Source organism: Marinobacter similis, assembly GCF_000830985.1.
Classification (GTDB): Bacteria; Pseudomonadota; Gammaproteobacteria; order Pseudomonadales; family Oleiphilaceae; genus Marinobacter; species Marinobacter similis.
Genome location: NZ_CP007151.1, coordinates 331321 through 348462 on the forward strand (window position 1 = coordinate 331321; position 17142 = coordinate 348462).

At 56.6% G+C, this 17142-nt stretch carries 11 protein-coding genes and 4 pseudogenes; 9 read left to right on the forward strand and 6 right to left on the reverse strand.

The window, feature by feature from the left end; translation table 11 throughout:
- Window positions 1-34: 34 nt before the first annotated feature.
- Complete coding sequence (gloB, locus tag AU14_RS01475; RefSeq protein ID WP_041338345.1) at window positions 35-829, reverse strand: hydroxyacylglutathione hydrolase; 795 nt, start codon at window positions 827-829, stop codon at window positions 35-37.
- Between the two features lie 94 nt (window positions 830-923).
- Here gloB and AU14_RS23590 point away from each other — a divergent pair.
- The 5 genes and pseudogenes from AU14_RS23590 (at window position 924) to AU14_RS01500 (ending at window position 5498) form a co-directional block, all read left to right on the forward strand.
- Window positions 924-1717: pseudogene (locus AU14_RS23590) on the forward strand (class I SAM-dependent methyltransferase).
- A 15-nt stretch (window positions 1718-1732) separates the two neighbouring features.
- Complete coding sequence (rnhA, locus tag AU14_RS01485) at window positions 1733-2176, forward strand: ribonuclease HI (RefSeq protein WP_041343466.1); 444 nt, start codon at window positions 1733-1735, stop codon at window positions 2174-2176.
- 26 nt (window positions 2177-2202) lie between these two features.
- Window positions 2203-2913: a DNA polymerase III subunit epsilon gene (gene dnaQ / locus AU14_RS01490; protein ID WP_041338347.1), complete on the forward strand. Its 711-nt coding sequence runs from the start codon at window positions 2203-2205 to the stop codon at window positions 2911-2913.
- A gap of 229 nt (window positions 2914-3142) precedes the next feature.
- Window positions 3143-4847: pseudogene (locus AU14_RS23115) on the forward strand (chemotaxis protein).
- A 3-nt stretch (window positions 4848-4850) separates the two neighbouring features.
- Window positions 4851-5498, forward strand: coding sequence for a hypothetical protein (locus AU14_RS01500; RefSeq protein WP_041338349.1), 648 nt, complete (start codon window positions 4851-4853; stop codon window positions 5496-5498).
- Window positions 5499-5564: 66 nt separating this feature from the next.
- Here AU14_RS01500 and AU14_RS01505 read toward each other — a convergent pair whose 3' ends face one another.
- Window positions 5565-5879 carry an SCP2 sterol-binding domain-containing protein gene (locus AU14_RS01505; protein ID WP_041338351.1) on the reverse strand — a complete coding sequence of 105 codons (315 nt, stop codon included), beginning with the start codon at window positions 5877-5879 and terminating at the stop codon, window positions 5565-5567.
- Window positions 5880-6106: 227 nt separating this feature from the next.
- On the opposite strand from AU14_RS01505, the gene sohB reads away from it, so the two are divergent.
- Window positions 6107-7171 carry a protease SohB gene (sohB, locus tag AU14_RS01510; protein WP_041338354.1) on the forward strand — a complete coding sequence of 355 codons (1065 nt, stop codon included), beginning with the start codon at window positions 6107-6109 and terminating at the stop codon, window positions 7169-7171.
- Between the two features lie 23 nt (window positions 7172-7194).
- Window positions 7195-8193 (forward strand): YhdH/YhfP family quinone oxidoreductase, encoded by a 999-nt coding sequence (locus AU14_RS01515; RefSeq protein ID WP_041338356.1) that lies wholly within the window; start codon window positions 7195-7197, stop codon window positions 8191-8193.
- A 59-nt stretch (window positions 8194-8252) separates the two neighbouring features.
- Here the strand turns inward: AU14_RS01515 and AU14_RS01520 are convergent, their stop codons facing one another.
- The 4 genes and pseudogenes from AU14_RS01520 to metH form a co-directional block, all read right to left on the reverse strand.
- A complete protein-coding gene (locus AU14_RS01520) occupies window positions 8253-8759 on the reverse strand; it encodes a DUF934 domain-containing protein (protein ID WP_041338357.1) in 507 nt (168 codons plus the stop codon).
- Window positions 8752-10404 carry a nitrite/sulfite reductase gene (locus tag AU14_RS01525; RefSeq protein WP_041338358.1) on the reverse strand — a complete coding sequence of 551 codons (1653 nt, stop codon included), beginning with the start codon at window positions 10402-10404 and terminating at the stop codon, window positions 8752-8754. Before AU14_RS01525 ends, AU14_RS01520 begins: the two co-directional genes overlap by 8 nt.
- 384 nt (window positions 10405-10788) lie before the next feature.
- On the reverse strand, window positions 10789-11046 hold the full coding sequence (locus tag AU14_RS01530) for a DUF2970 domain-containing protein (RefSeq protein ID WP_041338360.1): 258 nt from the start codon (window positions 11044-11046) through the stop codon (window positions 10789-10791).
- Between the two features lie 80 nt (window positions 11047-11126).
- Window positions 11127-14822: pseudogene (gene metH / locus AU14_RS01535) on the reverse strand (methionine synthase).
- Window positions 14823-15064: 242 nt separating this feature from the next.
- On the opposite strand from metH, the pseudogene nfuA reads away from it, so the two are divergent.
- A pseudogene (nfuA, locus tag AU14_RS01540) lies at window positions 15065-15650 on the forward strand (Fe-S biogenesis protein NfuA).
- Between the two features lie 268 nt (window positions 15651-15918).
- Window positions 15919-17130 carry a DUF445 domain-containing protein gene (locus AU14_RS01545; protein WP_201773496.1) on the forward strand — a complete coding sequence of 404 codons (1212 nt, stop codon included), beginning with the start codon at window positions 15919-15921 and terminating at the stop codon, window positions 17128-17130.
- Window positions 17131-17142: the final 12 nt, after the last annotated feature.

Genomic DNA, 17142 nt, shown 5'->3' on the forward strand with positions numbered 1-17142 from the left:
CCTCGTTACGTCTGTGAGAGGATTTGTTAACTGATCAAAAGTTGTCTTTGCCGTGGCGAATGGCGGCAAAGATGGCGTTTTCCGAATCTGCCGGTAAACCGTTCTGGGCACAGTAGTTACGGGCTGCATCAACCACCATCGGATCATCCCAGCGCAGGAAGGGGTTCAGCTGTCTTTCTTCGGCCAGCACCGAGGGCACCGTGGGTTTTCCTTGATCACGGCGCTGAATGCAGCGTTCCTCGAAGGCTCTCAGGCCCTCGTCCTGGGGCAGCCAGCTGCGGGCGAACTTGAGGTTCGCCAGGGTGTACTCGTGGGCACAATAAACCGCGGTCCGATCCGGCAGTGCCCGCAACGTCTGCAGAGAGTGGCGCATCTGTTCTGGCTTGCCTTCAAATAAACGACCGCAGCCGCACACGAACAGGGTGTCGCCGCAAAACAGAACCGGGCGGCCATCTACTTCGGAATCTGAGAAGTAAGCGATGTGGTCAAGGGTATGACCGGGAACGCCAAGCACCTGAAAGGTCATATTTTCCCACTGCACCTCATTGCCCGGCTGAACCTGGCTGGTACAACCTTTAAAAGGCGACTCGGCCGGCCCGGTAACCTCACAGTCCGGAAAGGCTTTCATCAGTTCGCTGACACCACCAACGTGATCGGGGTGGTGGTGGGTGATCAGGATGGTGTCAAGAACCAGGTTCTGGCTGGCCAGGTGCTTTAGAACTGGCGCTGCCTGGCCCGGGTCAACAATCAGGGCTTTGTGGTTGTCGGAGTTCGACAGGCACCAGATATAGTTGTCGCTGAAGGCCGGAATGGCAGAGATGGTCAACATAAAGCCCCACATGTGCAAAACGAGTGTGACTGATATGATAGAGCAATACAGCAACGGCCCCAACAGCGGGTTCTGTTTTCGGGAGTGACACAGCGTGAAAGAGTCGGGGGCGATTAATTTTCCTGTACGTCACGAGAGTTTCGAACGTTGGTTCGGGACACCGCTCGGTCGGGCTCTGTTGGCGGATCAGCGACAAATGCTCGACAAAGAGTTGAGTCGATTTACCGGGGCACGACAACTACAGGTTGGCGTGAGTCATCGACTGCCGCTGGCCACTGGCACTGACTTTGTTCAGAGGATCATCACGACACCTCGCTGGAATCCCCAGATTCCGGATCAGGTTGCGGTTTGCGATGCCCATGAGCTGCCGTTCAGCGCCGATTCCATGGACCTTGTCATTCTGCACCACAGCGCCGATTTTAATCGCTATCCTCACGAAGTGATCCGGGAAGCGGCCCGAGTGTTGCGCGGTGAAGGTAATCTGGCCCTGATCGGATTTAATCCGATGAGCCTGTGGGGTGTTCGTCGCCTGATTTCACGGCATAACGATGGCCCTGGGGTGGCCGTTTCCTGATGCGCGGGCGCATGGAGGACTGGTTACATCTGCTGGGCTTTAATGTCGAGGCGTCGGTGACACGTTTCCTGCGGTTGCCGCTGCAACGCAGTGGCCGAAAAGCGATCAGCCGGATTGATGAGCGGCTTGGTGGCAACAGAATCCTGCCGGTCGGTGCGTATTACTGTATCCTTGCCAAAAAACGCGTGTATGCCCAGATTCCCCGACGGCCGGTCTGGCGCCAGGCCAAGGTGATTGCACTGTCTGGAGGCAGAACAGTCGGTGCGTCCCGAGGGTGCTCCCGGGGGCAATGCGTACCGGAAAAAAGTGTGTAATCAATGGGAGAAAAGATGTCGGGCAAGGTGATTCTGTATACCGACGGGGCCTGCAAGGGAAATCCCGGGCCTGGAGGCTGGGGCGCAGTCCTGCGTTACGGTGAGACCTGCAAAACGATGCATGGTGGCGAAGCGAACACCACCAACAATCGGATGGAGCTAATGGCGGCGATTCGTGGGTTGGCAGCACTCAAGCGGTCATGCGCGGTGGAGCTATATACCGATTCCCAGTACGTGCGCAAGGGCATTACCGAGTGGATGGCCGGCTGGAAACGAAACGGCTGGAAAACCGCTGCCAAGAAACCGGTCAAGAACGAAGACCTCTGGCGTGAGCTGGACACCGAGGTGGCCCGGCACGACGTTAACTGGCATTGGGTCAAAGGCCACGCTGGCATCCCTGATAATGAACTGGCCGACGAACTGGCCAACCGAGGCGTAGCCGAATTGGCTCGCGCCTGAGCACGACCTATTGAATTGAGTGAGTCATGAGACAGATTGTACTGGATACAGAAACCACGGGTATTGACCCAAACGATGGCCATCGGATCATCGAAATCGGTTGCGTGGAACTCGTCGAGCGCCAACTGACCGGGCGGAATTACCACGTTTATATCAATCCGGAGCGTGAGGTAGAAGCCGAGGCCATTACCGTCCACGGCATCACCAACGAATTCCTGGAAGATAAGCCCAAGTTTGCCGAGGTCGCCAGCGATTTCTTTGAGTTCATCAGGGGAGCCGAGCTGGTCATTCACAACGCGGCGTTCGACGTCGGCTTCATGGATGCTGAATTTGCCCGGCTGAAGCCGGTCCGGAAGACCGCGGACCACTGCGGGATTGTGGATTCCCTGGCGATTGCCCGTAAGAAGCATCCGGGGCAGAAGAACAACCTCGACGCACTTTGTAAGCGCTACGGTGTGGACAACAGCAACCGGGATCTCCACGGCGCTCTGCTGGATGCCGAGATTCTGGCCGACGTCTATCTGCTATTGACCGGTGGCCAGACGGCGTTGTCGCTGGATGCCGGAGCCGAGGAGGGCAGCTCTGGCACTAGTATTAGACGTTTGCCAGCAGAGCGTCCGGCATTGAATGTTATTCGCGCTTCTGAGGACGAGCAGGGCGCTCACGAGGAATTCATGGCAATGCTGGAGAAGCAGGCCGGTGAAACGGTGTGGGGCAAGCTCCAACAAAGTGAGTGAGAGCCGGTTCTCTCTGTACTAAATGTTACATTCTGGCTTTCTTGAGGTACTTGAGTTTTGTGTTATAAGTAATGGTTAGTTCGCCAGTTTTTGCGAACAATTGGTTATTTTTTGCGTGATCGAGCCAGCGAGGGTTGAGCTGGCATCTAACAACAACACCTGTCGTTCCACCTGACGGGCGCAGTCATATCAGGGAGCGGTAGTCTCCGCAAATTAACAGGAAGCGTTTATGGTTCAATCGTCTCTGGCGACGAAATCGCAGTCGTTTGATCTGGTTAAGAGTGAAATCGAACAAACCATCAAACAGGCAGAATCCAGCTTGAACGCTTTCAGGAAAACCGTGAGAGTGGTGAAGACCTTCAGAATTGTGTCGACTTCATCAATCAGCTTCGCGGTATCTTCATTCTTGTCGAGCTTCGTGGTGGCACCTTGTTATGCCAGGAAGCGGTCAGCATGGCCAACGATGTTCCTGTTGGTGCCAACGACGATAAAAACATCCTGCTCACGACCCTGAACAGTGCTCTGTTCATCCTCCGTCGATACGTTGAGTATTATCACCAGCAGCGTGAAGATCATCCGGAGCTGTTGCTCCCGGTCATCAACGATCTGCGTGAAGCCCGTCGGGAAAAGCCTTACCCGGAATCCTGTTTCTTTGATGTTGATGTGAAGGAGCGGCCGGATTTCTGCGGCGGTCTCCAGGTTCAGGTGTTTGAAGGTGATAACGCGGAGTTTGAAGTAATGGCGCGGCGGATGCGCCTGACATTTCAGGTGGCGCTCCTCAGCATCCTCCGTGATCGCAATGACGTGGTGAGCAAAAAACTGTTTGCCAGGGCCTCCCGTGGTTTGGCTCGTCTTTGCCAGGGCGCTCCGATGGGGCAGTTGTGGTGTTTGGTTTCGATTGTGGCCGACACCATGCTTGACCGTGTAATGCCCTTTACCAAAGCCCGCAAGCGCATGTTCATGCGTATTGAAAAGTACGCCCGAGAAGTCGTGTACGTGGGCAAGGTCGCAACCGCTAAAGATGCGCCTGATTCCCTGGTGCGTGATCTGGTTTACCTGCTATATCGCAGTGGTTCCGCCAATCCCGAAGTAACCCAGGTGCTTTCGGCTTATCGGCTCACGCCCGCAGACTACCCGGATGCCATGCTCGAAGCCCATGCCCGTCGACTGTACGGCCCCGGCAGCGATGTGCTTCGGTCTCTAGCGGAAGCTCTTCAGGACGAACTGAACCAGCTGAAGGACAAGCTCGATATCATTGAGCGTGGCATCGAGCCGGACCTGGCGGAGCTGTCGTCTATTTCTGATGCCCTCGAGCGTCTTGCCAACACTCTGGTTATGCTGGATCTGCACAAACTGGCGACCGTAGCCAGGAAGAAGCCTCACGGTTGCGTGGCTGGGAAGCTGAATCACGGCTGCCCGATGATGATGAACTTTATGGTCTGGCTGATTCGGTATTGAGTATTGAAGATGCCGTGATGCAAATCGTCACCCGTGGCATTACTTCGGAAACCGACGCTCTGGCCCGAGGTCATCGCAGTCGGGATGAGTCGGTGTACCTGGGTGAAGCACTGTTCGTGGTAGCCGACGAAGCGCGGGGCGCGCTGACGCTGGCGAAGCGGGCTATTACGGCGTTTATGGAGTCCGACTACGACAAGCTGCACCTGGCCAATCTCCCCGCCACACTGCACAGCATCTGGGGTGGGCTGCACATGGTCAATGATCCTGCGGCGGCATCGGTGCTGGAACGGGTGGCTGCATCCATTCAGGAGCGGCTCCTGGATGCCCGCGAGGCACCGCCCATGCAGGTACTGGAAGCACTGGCAGACGCCTTGACGTCGCTAGAGTATTACATTGAAAGTATCGGCCGGCGCGAAGAGCGTAATCCGGATCTCCTCAAACTCGCACAAACGTCCCTGGACGATGTAGGTCTTTAAGCTGTGTCTCATGAACTCGCAACCGCAGTGCTGACCGTATTTGGTGCGCTCCTGGTCATTGCTGGTCTGCTGTTCTTCCTGCGACCGAAATGGTTGCTGGGATGGCTCAAAGGTATGGCGGTGTTCGGTTTGATTCTGGTAGGTGTGTACACCCTCGCCATTGCTATCAACGTTGCTGGCTACCAGTCACTGGAAGGTATGCAGACGGTTGCAACTGTATCCACGCAGCGTCAGGCTGAGCAGCGTTGGTACGTGAGGCTCCAGGCGCCGGGAAAAAACACCGTGGCCGAGACCTTGACCGGTGATCAATGGCAGGTTGACGCTCGCATTATTCGGTTCTCCGGGCCGCTGCGTTGGCTTGGGGTTGCTCCTGGGTACCGGCTTGAGCGGCTGAGCGGGCGCTATACGTCGCTTGAACAGGAGCGCTCGGGACCGCGGTCGGTGATAAGTTTGGGCGAGGCATCCTGGCCGGACCTGTGGGAGTTGGATCAAACCTTTAACATGCCGTTCGTCGAAGGTGTTTACGGCAACGCGACCTTCATGCCGATGCGTGATGGCGCGATGTTTGACATTCGTCTGTCGGCCTCGGGCTTGGTGGCGGTGCCCGTTAACGAGCAGGCCAGGGAAGCGATTCAACTGTGGGATGAATAGTGTTTGGTTCGCCCAATAAAAAACCTGCGCGTTGCGCAGGTTTTTTTTCACCGTTCGTGAGGGCAATCAGCCCATCTTGAACAGCTCGCCGAGCTTGGTGGCAAGCATCATGTCGCCTTCGGCGCGCAGCTGGCCGGCCATGAACGCCTGCATGCCGTCTGTTTCGCCGGAAACGATGCCGTGCAGGGTTTCAGAGCTCATGATCAGGGTAACGGAAGGATCGTCGTGTTCGCCTTCGTGCGCCTGGCAGGTGCCATCGTTGATGACCAGGTGATAGTTCTTGTCGTCCTCGATGTTGAACTGGAATACCAGGTCCAGGCCTTGCGCCGCATCTGCGTTGAAGTTCTGTTCGAGTTGTTCAAATACCTGAGCTACCGACATTTTTATACCCTTAATAGTGGTTGTCTTTTCATGGTGACGGCGTCGATGTCCCGGGCTGTATGAGCCTGAGCGGGAATCCGTCTGGAGCCGACCTCGCTATGCGACTTTATGGTGAGTGTCAGGTTGTGTCAAGCTCGATCGAACGCTTGTTTTAATTATTTTGCTCTGCTTATTACTACAAATTCGGTAAGTTACACATTCACGTTTTAACCACACGGAGAAGCACTTTGGAGTTCCTGACTGAGTATGGTTTGTTCCTGGCGAAGGTCGTCACCTTTGCCGTGGCCGCGATCGTTGTGGTCGCCGTGATCATTGCGTCGGCACAGAAGGAGCGGGAAGACCATGGCGGCGATGGCGAGTTGAAGATTCGCAAGCTCAACGACAAGTACGACAAACTCCGGGAATCCATTCAGGCCCGGCTGATGTCCGATGCTGAGCGCAAGGCGTTCGAGAAGCGCCAGAAAAAAGAGCAAAAAGCCAAGAAAAAGTCCGAAAAGGCCAAGTACAAAGAGGTGACCACGGAACCGGAGCGCCAACCGCGCGTGTTCGTGCTAGATTTCGACGGCGACATCAAGGCCAGTGACACCGATCCACTGCGCAGATCCATCACCGCCGTACTGAGCGTGGCTGATCCGGAGCGGGATGAGGTCGTGGTTCGGCTGGAAAGCGGCGGCGGTCTGGTGCATTCCTACGGCCTGGCAGCGGCGCAACTCGATCGCATTCGGAGCAAGGGCGTGCCGTTGACGGCCTGCGTCGACAAGGTTGCGGCCAGTGGTGGCTACATGATGGCCTGCGTAGCCGATCGAATCATTGCTTCGCCTTTTGCCATCCTCGGGTCAATTGGCGTGGTCGCTCAGCTTCCTAACTTCCACCGTTTCCTCAAGAAAAACGACGTCGACTTCGAGGTGCTGACTGCTGGTGAGCACAAGCGCACCATGACGGTCTTTGGTGAGAATACCGATAAGGGCCGGCAGAAGTTTCTGGAAGATCTGGAAGACACCCATGTCCTGTTCAAGGAATATGTGGGTGAGCGACGTCCGGCCGTTGATATCAGTGCGGTTGCCAATGGTGACATCTGGTTTGGTAAGCGTGCTCTGGACGTTCAGCTGATCGATGAGATCAAGACCTCCGACGAATATCTTATTGAGGCCTGTGACCGCGCAGACGTAGTCTCGGTAGCGTACCAGCGGAAACGCACGCTTCCGGAAAAGCTTGGTCTGGCGACCAGTGCCGCGCTGGAACACACAGTCTGGCGGGTTTTGAGTGCCTTCCGGAACCAGAAAATTCAATAGTTCATGAAGGGTGGGAAACAACGATGACAATGAACACCGATTTCAAGGCTTGGCGCGTCGAGGAACAGGACGGCAGCTACGTAGGCAGCGAACAGACCTTGAGCACCGCCGACCTCCCGGAAGGCGAGGTTTTGATCCGGGTTTCCCATTCGTCCCTGAACTATAAAGATGCCTTGTCCGCATCTGGCAACAAGGGTGTAACCCGCAATTTCCCGCACACGCCTGGCATTGATGCCGCTGGTGAAGTGGTGGAAGACGCCTCAGGCAATCTTGCGCCGGGCACGGCCGTGCTTGTCACCGGCTTTGATCTGGGCATGAATACCGATGGCGGCTTTGGTGAATACATTCGCGTGCCGGCAGGTTGGTGCGTGCCAATGCCATCCGGATGGGATGCCCGTACGGCCATGATCTACGGTACTGCCGGCCTGACTGCCGGTTTGTGCGTGCAGAAGTTGCTGACTATGGGCGCCGAGCCTGCCCAGGGTCCGGTGGCGGTATCCGGAGCCAGTGGCGCGGTTGGCAGTGTTGCAGTCGAATTGCTCGCCAAGCTCGGCTTTGAGGTAGTCGCGATCAGCGGCAAGGCAGATCACGCCGCCGACCTTAAAGCGCTGGGAGCAAGCGAGGTGGTTGGTCGCGATGCGCTGACCGAAGAGAAGAAGCCGATGCTGAAGCCAGTCTTTGGTAACGCGATTGACACCGTCGGTGGTACGCCTCTGGCGGAGTTGCTGAAGCAGATCAAGCCAGGCGGCTCTGTGTCCTGCTGTGGTCTGGTAGCGGGCCCGCAGCTGCAGACGACTGTGCTTCCATTCATTCTTCGCGGCGTGAACCTGCTTGGGGTGGATTCGGTGGAAATTCCGCTGGCGGACAAGCAGGCAGTCTGGGGCAAGTTCTCCGGTGAATGGGCCTGTCCGAAAACCGAGCAGTCGGCCCGGGATATCGGGCGGTCCGAACTGGATGCGGCGCTCAAGGCATTTCTGGGCGGCGCTTCGGTTGGCAAGACGGTGCTTCATCACAGCCGCTAAAACCAGCGGCAGAAAAAAGCCTGCCGAGTGGCAGGCTTTTTTGTTTGTGCTGAGCGTTCTCAGGAAGCCCGGCGACGGAACAGAGGCAAGTCGGTATCGGTTGCCGCCTGGTAGCCCTGGCTGAAGAAGTTCAGGCAGCGGGCCGCCTTGTTGATGTCCTTGTCCGCGCGCAGCACGTAGGCGTCAAAGCCGCAACGCTTCATGAACTGGAGCTGGTCCAGCAGCACATCGCCAATCGCGCGCAGCTCATTTTCATAGCCGAAACGCTCGCGCAGCAGACGAGCAATGCTGTATCCGCGGCCGTCGCTGAACTTCGGGAAGTTCACCGCGATGACAGGCAGCTCCTGGAATTTTCCGGCGAGCATTTCCGGTTCATCGTGGCTATCAAACCACACGCCGATGTCATCACGGCCGGTAAAGTGCTCATACCCGGCCAGCCACAGGTCGGCCGGAATCAGAGCCTTGCTCTGCTCGGGAATGTCGAGAGATTCGCCCTCGGCCGGGCGGGGTACAACGACCCAGTCATCCTGTCGGATGCTGCCGTCCTGGGAAATTACATCAGGCATAAACCCGCTCCTTGAAGGGAACAATTCCAACGCGGCGATAGGTGTCCAGGAAGGTTTCTTCCTCGGTACGTTTATCGACGTAAACATCAATGATCTTGGCGACGACATCAGGCATGTCTTCACGGGCAAAGGAGGGCCCGAGGATCTTGCCAATGGTCGCGTCGTGGTGAGACGAGCCGCCCAGACTGATCTGGTAGAACTCTTCTCCTTTCTTATCGACACCCAGAACGCCGATGTTACCAACGTGGTGATGACCACAGGCGTTCATGCAACCTGAGATGTTCAGGTCGATGTTGCCCAGGTCATACAGGTAGTCCAGATCATCAAACCGGCGCTGAATGGCTTCCGCCACCGGAATGGACTTGGCGTTGGCCAGGGCACAGAAATCGCCGCCGGGGCAGCAGATAACGTCGGTCAGGGTGTTCAGGTTGGCGGTGCCGAAGCCCATGGGCACAATGGCCTGCCACAGTTCCAGCAGGCGATCCTGGCGAACGTCGGCCAATACCACATTCTGCTGGTGAGTGACCCGGACTTCTCCGAAGCTGAACTCGTCGGCGAGGTCGGCAATCTGTTCCAGCTGTCGGTCGGTGACGTCGCCCGGCGGGGTGCCGGTTTCTTTCATGGTCAGGCTCACGATCGCGTAGCCGGGCTTCTTGTGAGTATCGACGTTGTGGCTCAGCCACTGGTCGAATCCCCGATTCTCGAAACGCTGCTTGGCCAACAGCTCGGTGGCGTTGTCGACGTTCTGGTAATCCGGCTCGGTAAAGTACGCCTGAATGCGATCGATGGCGTCGCGGGTCAGGCGGCTCGGTGAATCCTTGATGTGCGACCACTCGGCCTCAACTTTCTCGGCGAAAGCTTCCGGGGTCAGTGCCTTCACCAGAATCTTGATGCGCGCCTTGAACTTGTTGTCCCGACGACCGTAGCGGTTATATACGCGCAGTACAGCTTCGAGGTAGGTCAGCAGGTCCGCTTCCGGCAGGAAATCACGGATAACCGGGCCGACCATCGGCGTACGTCCCAGGCCGCCACCTACGTGCACCCGGAAACCCAGGTCGCCGGCGTCGTTACGCACCATTTGCAGTCCGATGTCGTGCACCTGAATGGCTGCGCGGTCGGTCTTTTCTGAGGCGTTCACGGCCACCTTGAACTTCCGCGGCAGAAAGGCGAATTCCGGGTGGAAGGTGGACCACTGACGAATGATTTCACAGTACGGGCGCGGGTCCGCGATCTCATCGGACTGAACGCCGGAGAACTGATCGGTGGTGGTGTTACGAATGCAGTTGCCGCTGGTCTGGTTGGCGTGCATTTCCACCTCTGCCAGCTCGGCAAGGATATCGGGCACGTCTTCAAGCGCGGGCCAGTTCAGCTGCACATTCTGACGGGTGGTGAAGTGGGCGTAGCCCTTGTCGTAATCCCGTGTGATGCGAGCCAGTCGACGCAGCTGGTCTGCTCGCAGCATGCCGTAAGGCACGGCGATGCGAAGCATGGGCGCCAGACGCTGCACATACAGGCCGTTTTGAAGGCGTAAGGGAAGAAACTCTTCCTCGGCCAGTTCTCCAGCCAGGGCGCGATCGGTCTGGTCCCGGAATTGCGCAACCCGTTCGGCGGCGATTTGCCGATCGTGTTCATCGTATACGTACATAAGGAAGGTCCTGCCTGAAAACGTTGTTGCGGCTAGCCCCAGGAGCCGGAGTCACAGGGGATATGCCTTATATCTGCCCGCGAGGATAGCACCGTGTTTTTATTCTTAAAATGATTATTTCAAGATATGTTTATCGATTCAGGTGATAAGCGGACGCTGCGCCCAGACTGGACGATTGGCTGTTTGAGGGCTTTAATGAGAGAGGATCGGAGTAGATCCGCGATCCCCTGTGAATAATAAAAAAGTTCTAAGTAGCGAATCCAAGAGAGGTATACCCGATGAAGAAATCCGCACGTTCAGACAGTCAGGTAGATGCAGTCGCTTCCGTTCTATTGGTGATGCTGGTGGTTGCGTTTGCGGTGGTCTGGGTATCGGGGCAATAGGTTACTGGCCCGCGAGGACTACCTGAACGATCAGGATCAGCCCTACAACAAAGCTCACGGTGAATAACACCCCGGCAATGATGTAAGGCCACGGACTGTGACTGGAGAAATCCTCTTGCCGGCGCTTGTCCGATTGGACACCGAATGCGCCGGCAAGAATGCTTTGCATGATTTTCAGCACCCCCGGTCGACTCGGACGGCTTGAACCGTCCGGATAGTCGTCTTTGGCGTCATTCCTGTCGGACGTTTTGTCTGTCATTAACTGAGCTCCCTCAATGCAACGCTACCGCATAGGTTCCGTGTTGGCGGCGCTCCAATTTGCCAGATGTCAGTTACCTGTCATTCCGCGGGGTCGTAGGCGAGGCTAGGTGCCAGCCAGCGCTCGGCCTCCGCCTTGGAGATACCTTTGCGTTCAGCATAGTCTTCAACCTGATCGGCGCCAATTTTCCCGACCGCAAAGTACTTCGATTCCGGGTGGGCGAAGTACCAGCCCGAAACGGCGGCGCTCGGTACATGGCGAAGTGTTCGGTCAGCTCGATACCGGCTGTTGATGTGGCTTCAAGCAAGCTGAACAGTGTGGCCTTCTCAGTATGCTCCGGGCAGGCAGGGTAACCCGGGGCAGGGCGAATGCCCCGGTAACGCTCTTTGATCAGATCTTCGTTGCTGAGGGTCTCATCGCCCGCATAGCCCCAGAATTCCTGACGAACCCGCTCGTGCATGCGCTCGGCAAAGGCTTCCGCCAAGCGGTCGGCCAGGGCTTTCACCATGATGGCATTGTAATCGTCGTTGTTGTCCTTGAACTCCACGGAAAACTCTTCTGCGCCAATGCCGGTGGTAACTGCAAAGCCACCCACGTAGTCGCAAGTCTCCGAACCTTCGGGCGAAATGTAATCTGACAGCGCAATCATCGGCTTGCCCGGTGCTTTTTCATCTTGCTGGCGCAGATGGTGCAGCACGGTCAATTCCTCGGAACGCTCTTCGTCCTTGTACACCACGATGTCGTCGCCGCGACGATTGGCTGGCCAGAAACCGATAACGCCTCGGGCTTGTACCCGCTTTTCATCAATCATCTGGCGCAGAATATTCTGGGCGTCATCGAACAGGGTTCGGGCTGCTCCCCACGTTTCGGATCGTCAAAGATGCCGGGGTATTTACCGGCGATGTCCCAGGAAATGAAGAACGGTGTCCAATCGATGTAGTCCACCAGTTCATTCAGATCATAATCCTCAAACACCTTGATGCCAGTGAAGGCTGGTTTCGGCGGGGTATAGTCGTCGAAGGAGATTTCCGGTGCTCGATTGCGCGCTTCTTTAAGCGACACCAGCTTGGTCCGGTCGCCACGGTTCTTTCTGCGCTCGCGGATCTCGTCATACTCCACGCGGGCCGCTTCGACCAGGCCTTCCTTGCCGGTTTTGCTGAGCAGCTGGGAGGCCACGTTCACGCAGCGAGAGGCGTCGGATACGTAGAGCGCAATATCGTTCTTGTACTGGGGTTCAATCTTAACCGCGGTATGGGCCTTGGAGGTGGTTGCGCCCCCGATCATCAGCGGGATGTTGAAATCCAGGCGCTGCATTTCCCGGGCGACGTGAACCATTTCATCCAGCGACGGCGTGATCAGGCCACTCAGCCAATGATGTCGACGTTTTCCTTTTTGGCGGTCTCAAGGATCTTGTCGCAAGGCACCATAACGCCCATATCAATGACTTCGTAGTTATTACACTGCAGCACCACCCCGACGATGTTCTTGCCGATGTCGTGGACATCGCCTTTAACCGTGGCCATGAGGATCTTGCCCTTGGCCTTCTGATCCTCGGTCTTTTCCGCCTCAATGTAGGGAATCAGGTGCGCCACCGCCTGTTTCATCACGCGAGCGCTTTTCACCACCTGGGGCAGGAACATCTTGCCGTCGCCGAACAGATCACCGACCACGTTCATGCCGTCCATCAGCGGCCCTTCGATGACCTCAATCGGATGAGTGGCGTTCTGCCGGCATTCCTCGGTGTCGTCAATGATGTAGTTGGTGATGCCTTTCACCAGTGCGTGCTCAAGCCGTTTTTTTACCGGCCATTCGCGCCAGGCCAGGTCTTCTTCCTGGGTCTTGCCACCTTTGCCCTTGAAGCGCTCGGCAATTTCCAGCAGTCGGTCGGTAGAATCTTCGCGCCGATTGAGCACGACATCCTCGACCCGTTCCTTCAGCTCAGGTTCGATTTCATCGTAAATCACCAGCTGGCCCGGGTTCACAATACCCATGTTCATACCGGCCTTGATGGCGTGGTACAGGAACACCGAGTGAATCGCCTCGCGCACTACATCGTTACCACGGAACGAGAAGGACACGTTACTGACGCCGCCGGAGATGGAGGCGTGCGGCAGGTTCTCGCGAATCCAGCGTGTGGCGTTGATGAAATCGACCGCGTAGTTGTTGTGCTCTTCGATGCCGGTAGCAATGGCAAAGATGTTGGGGTCGAAGATGATATCCGCCGGATTGAAGCCGATTCCGGTCAGGACATCGTAAGAGCGTTTGCAGATTTCAGTCTTGCGCTCGTAGGTATCCGCCTGGCCCTGCTCATCAAAGGCCATGACCACCACGGCGGCGCCGTAGCGCATGCAGTCTCTGGCGCGTTTGATGAACTCTTCTTCGCCTTCTTTCAGGCTGATGGAATTCACCACCGCCTTGCCCTGGATACAGCGCAGACCGGCTTCGATCACCTCCCACTTGGAGGAGTCGATCATGATCGGTACGCGAGAGATGTCCGGCTCGGAGGCCACCAGGTTCAGGAAGGTTACCATGACCTCCTTGGACTCCAGCATGCCTTCGTCCATGTTGATGTCGATGATCTGGGCACCGTTTTCAACCTGGTCTCGGGCAACGCTCAGGGCTTCCTCGTACTGCTCCTCTTTGATCAGGCGCAGGAAACGTTTGGAGCCGGTAACGTTGGTGCGCTCGCCGACGTTGATGAACAGGGTGTTTTCATCACCGGTGAACGGTTCCAGACCAGACAGGCGTAAGGCTTTCTTGCGCTCCGGGATCTTCCGGGGCGGATACTTGGCTACCGTGTTGGCGATGGCCTCAATGTGCTCAGGGCGGGAGCCGCAGCAACCACCGATGATGTTCAGGAAACCATCGCGGGCAAAGCCTTCAATGATCTCCGCCATTTCTTCCGGAGTCTGGTCGTATTCGCCAAATTCGTTGGGCAGGCCGGCATTGGGATGGGCGCTGACGTAGGTTTCGGCCTTGGCCGAAAGCTCTTCCACGTAAGGCCGGAGCGCATCCGCACCAAGTGCACAGTTCAGGCCCACGGAGATTGGTTGGGTGTGGGCGACAGAGTTCCAGAACGCTTCTGTGGTCTGGCCTGACAGCGTACGGCCCGAAGCATCGGTGATGGTGCCGGAGATCATGATCGGCAGGGCAATGCCGCTGTCTTCAAAATATTGCTGGGTGGCGTAAATGGCCGCCTTGGCATTCAGGGTGTCGAAAATCGTTTCGATCAGGATGAGATCGCTGCCACCCTCGACCAGGCCCTCGACCGCCTCATAGTAGTTGTCGACCAGGGTCTGGAAATCAACATTACGGTAGCCGGGGTTGTTCACATCCGGCGAAATGGACGCTGTGCGCGATGTTGGCCCCACGGCCCCGGCCACGAAGCGCGGCTTGTTCGGATTACGGGCGGTAAACTCATCAGCAACATCACGGGCAAGCTTTGCGGCGGCTACGTTCAATTCCTTGGCAATGCTCTCCAGGCCGTAGTCCGCCTGCGACAGCTGGGTGGAATTGAAGGTGTTGGTTTCAATGATGTCCGCGCCGGCATCCAGGTAGTCCGCGTGGATGGTACGGAGCAGGGCAGGTTGGGTCAGGTTCAGCAGATCGTTATTGCCCTGGACCTCGCGGTCATAGTCTGCAAACCGATCGCCACGAAACGCCTGTTCGTCCAGCTTGAGGTTCTGGATCATGGTGCCCATGCCGCCGTCAAGCACTACGATACGTTCCTTCAGAGCGGTTTGGAGCTGTTCCAGGCGGGTGTTGCGATCGGTCATATCAATATTTCCGGAAGTCGTTTGTTACGTAGTATTTGTGTCAATGGCGCGGGATCATAGCAAAAATGCGCAAGCCCGTCTTAGTACGAATGACGATTATCAAGTGCCCATTTTTAAGGCGCGTCCGGGGCTTGGCGTAGGTAGAAGTCATTAGCCCCATAAAGACCTAGTATTTTACTTGGTCTTTCATGTTCCGACGAAGTCCCTTAAAATAAATTCAAACTTTCAAACGGGTTTACAACATGGCATTGGTTACTGTGACAGATCCCGCACGGGATTATCTTGCACAACTCATCGAAAAGCAGGACGTGGAAGGCATGGGCGTGCGTATCTTCGTGACCCAGCCCGGCACAAAGAACGCCGAGACCTGCCTGGCCTATTGCCCGCCCAACGAGGTCGTTCCGACTGACGAACAGGTCGATCTGGAAAGGTTCACCCTGTACCTTGATCACAACTCGGTTCCTTTCCTGGAAGAAGCGTTTGTGGATTACTCCAAGGATCAGATGGGTGGACAGCTCACGATCAACTCCGAACGCCAAAGTTCCGAATGTTTCCGATGACGCTCCGCTGCCGGATCGCGTCAACTATGTGCTGGCTTCCGAGATCAACCCGAACCTGGCGGCCCACGGTGGTGATGTTTCCCTGGTGGAAATCGTTGACGAGTCAGTGGCGGTGCTGCGCTTTGGTGGCGGATGCCAGGGTTGCTCTGCGGTCAGCCTGACCTTGAAACAGGGTGTTGAAACCACGCTGAAAGAGCGGGTTCCAGAAATCACCGCTGTGCGCGACGTGACCGACCATACCAACACCGAAAACGCTTACTACCAGTAAAAGTCCTGCCCGCACCCGCCAGCCTTCGATGGGTGGCGGGTCAGCGCCCAACCAAGGGTGCTGCCGAATAACCGGGCTTTTTCTGGCTGCACGGCCAATGTCTCCCGGTTTCAATCGCCCCAATATCAACCACCTATACTGACGTCACAGAGATGTGCAGACAGGGGTGGTAAATTGTAGGGCTATGGCTGTCGTTACATGGCTATAGCGTTACCTCGGCTATCATCATCCTCAGTATCGGCTGCAACATCCGGAATCGGGGTTTCATTTGTTCGACATTACGCTGCTTTCCTTGCCCCTAATGGCTGCCCTCGTTGGTTGGTTCACCAATTGGCTGGCCATCCAGATGTCTTTTTATCCGGTTCAGTTCATCGGCGTCGGCTCTTTCGGCTGGCAGGGTGTGATTCCCCGCAAGGCGGAGAAAATGGCGCACATCTGCATTGATCGTACACTCCAGCAGTTTGGCGATCTGCAATCGGTGTATCAGCAACTGGAGCCCCAGCGAATTGTTGAGCAGGTTATTTCGCAAGTGACGCCGCGACTGGATGAATACATTGATGAGGTCATGTACGAGATCCAGCCGGTGCTATGGGACAATTTGCCCCTTTTCTTGAAAAGGCGAGTGTATCAATGGGCGAGGGAGCAGTTGCCGGCGCGGGTAGAAGAGCTGGTTGAAGATTTTGGTGATGATCTGGACGATCTCGTTGATCTCAAGGCCTTGCTGAGCCGGGAGCTTCGCCAGCACCCGGACCTGATGAATCGCATCTTTCAGCAGGCAGGAGCCGTGGAACTGCGATCGGTGATCAACCGCGGCGCGATTATTGGCGGCATCCTCGGCGCTGCATTGATCCCCTTGTGGACCCGGTATCCTGAGCCCTGGTTGCTGCCAGTCGGCGGCTTTGCCATTGGCTTTATCACCAACTGGCTGGCCATCAACCTGATTTTCGCGCCACTTCAGCCTCGGCGAATCTTGTTCTGGAAAATCCAGGGCCTGTTTTTGCGTCGGCAGCCGGAAATCAGCGATGTCTGGGCCAGGCTGGTGGCAGAAGAGCTCATTACGGTGGAGAAGGTCGCCGATGCCATGCTGAACGGGGCTCGTGGCGATCGCACCCGCGCTATCATCCAAAAGCACCTGAGACCCTTGCTTGATAACTCTGCAGTCATGAAACTGACTGCCCAGGTAACGGTCGGAATGACCGGCTACACCGAATTGAAGAAAGTGATGAACCAGAAGGCAGTACTCGCAACCCGGGACGTTTTCAGTGATCCGGCCTTTAATCGTGAGCGGGCGCCGATTGTAGCGGGTGTGCTTGCAGAACAGATGAGGGCCCTTGGGCCTCGGGAGTTCCAGGATATTCTGCGCCCGGCCTTTCGTGAGGAAGAATTTCGGCTGATGCTGGTCGGCGGTGCCTTCGGCGCGTTGGCCGGATTGGCCCAGTTTGTATCATTGGTGGCTCTGAACATCCGAATACCCATCTAGGCTCGTGGAGCG

What these genes read in the sequence shown, in the direction of transcription:
- AU14_RS01520 (WP_041338357.1), bottom strand. Translation starts at nt 8,759, where the DNA reads ATGCCTGATGTAATTTCCCAGGACGGCAGCATCCGACAGGATGACTGG.
- dnaQ (WP_041338347.1), top strand. Translation starts at nt 2,203, where the DNA reads ATGAGACAGATTGTACTGGATACAGAAACCACGGGTATTGACCCAAAC.
- AU14_RS01530 (WP_041338360.1), bottom strand. Translation starts at nt 11,046, where the DNA reads ATGACAGACAAAACGTCCGACAGGAATGACGCCAAAGACGACTATCCG.
- AU14_RS01505 (WP_041338351.1), bottom strand. Translation starts at nt 5,879, where the DNA reads ATGTCGGTAGCTCAGGTATTTGAACAACTCGAACAGAACTTCAACGCA.
- AU14_RS01515 (WP_041338356.1), top strand. Translation starts at nt 7,195, where the DNA reads ATGACAATGAACACCGATTTCAAGGCTTGGCGCGTCGAGGAACAGGAC.
- AU14_RS01525 (WP_041338358.1), bottom strand. Translation starts at nt 10,404, where the DNA reads ATGTACGTATACGATGAACACGATCGGCAAATCGCCGCCGAACGGGTT.
- gloB (WP_041338345.1), bottom strand. Translation starts at nt 829, where the DNA reads ATGTTGACCATCTCTGCCATTCCGGCCTTCAGCGACAACTATATCTGG.
- rnhA (WP_041343466.1), top strand. Translation starts at nt 1,733, where the DNA reads ATGTCGGGCAAGGTGATTCTGTATACCGACGGGGCCTGCAAGGGAAAT.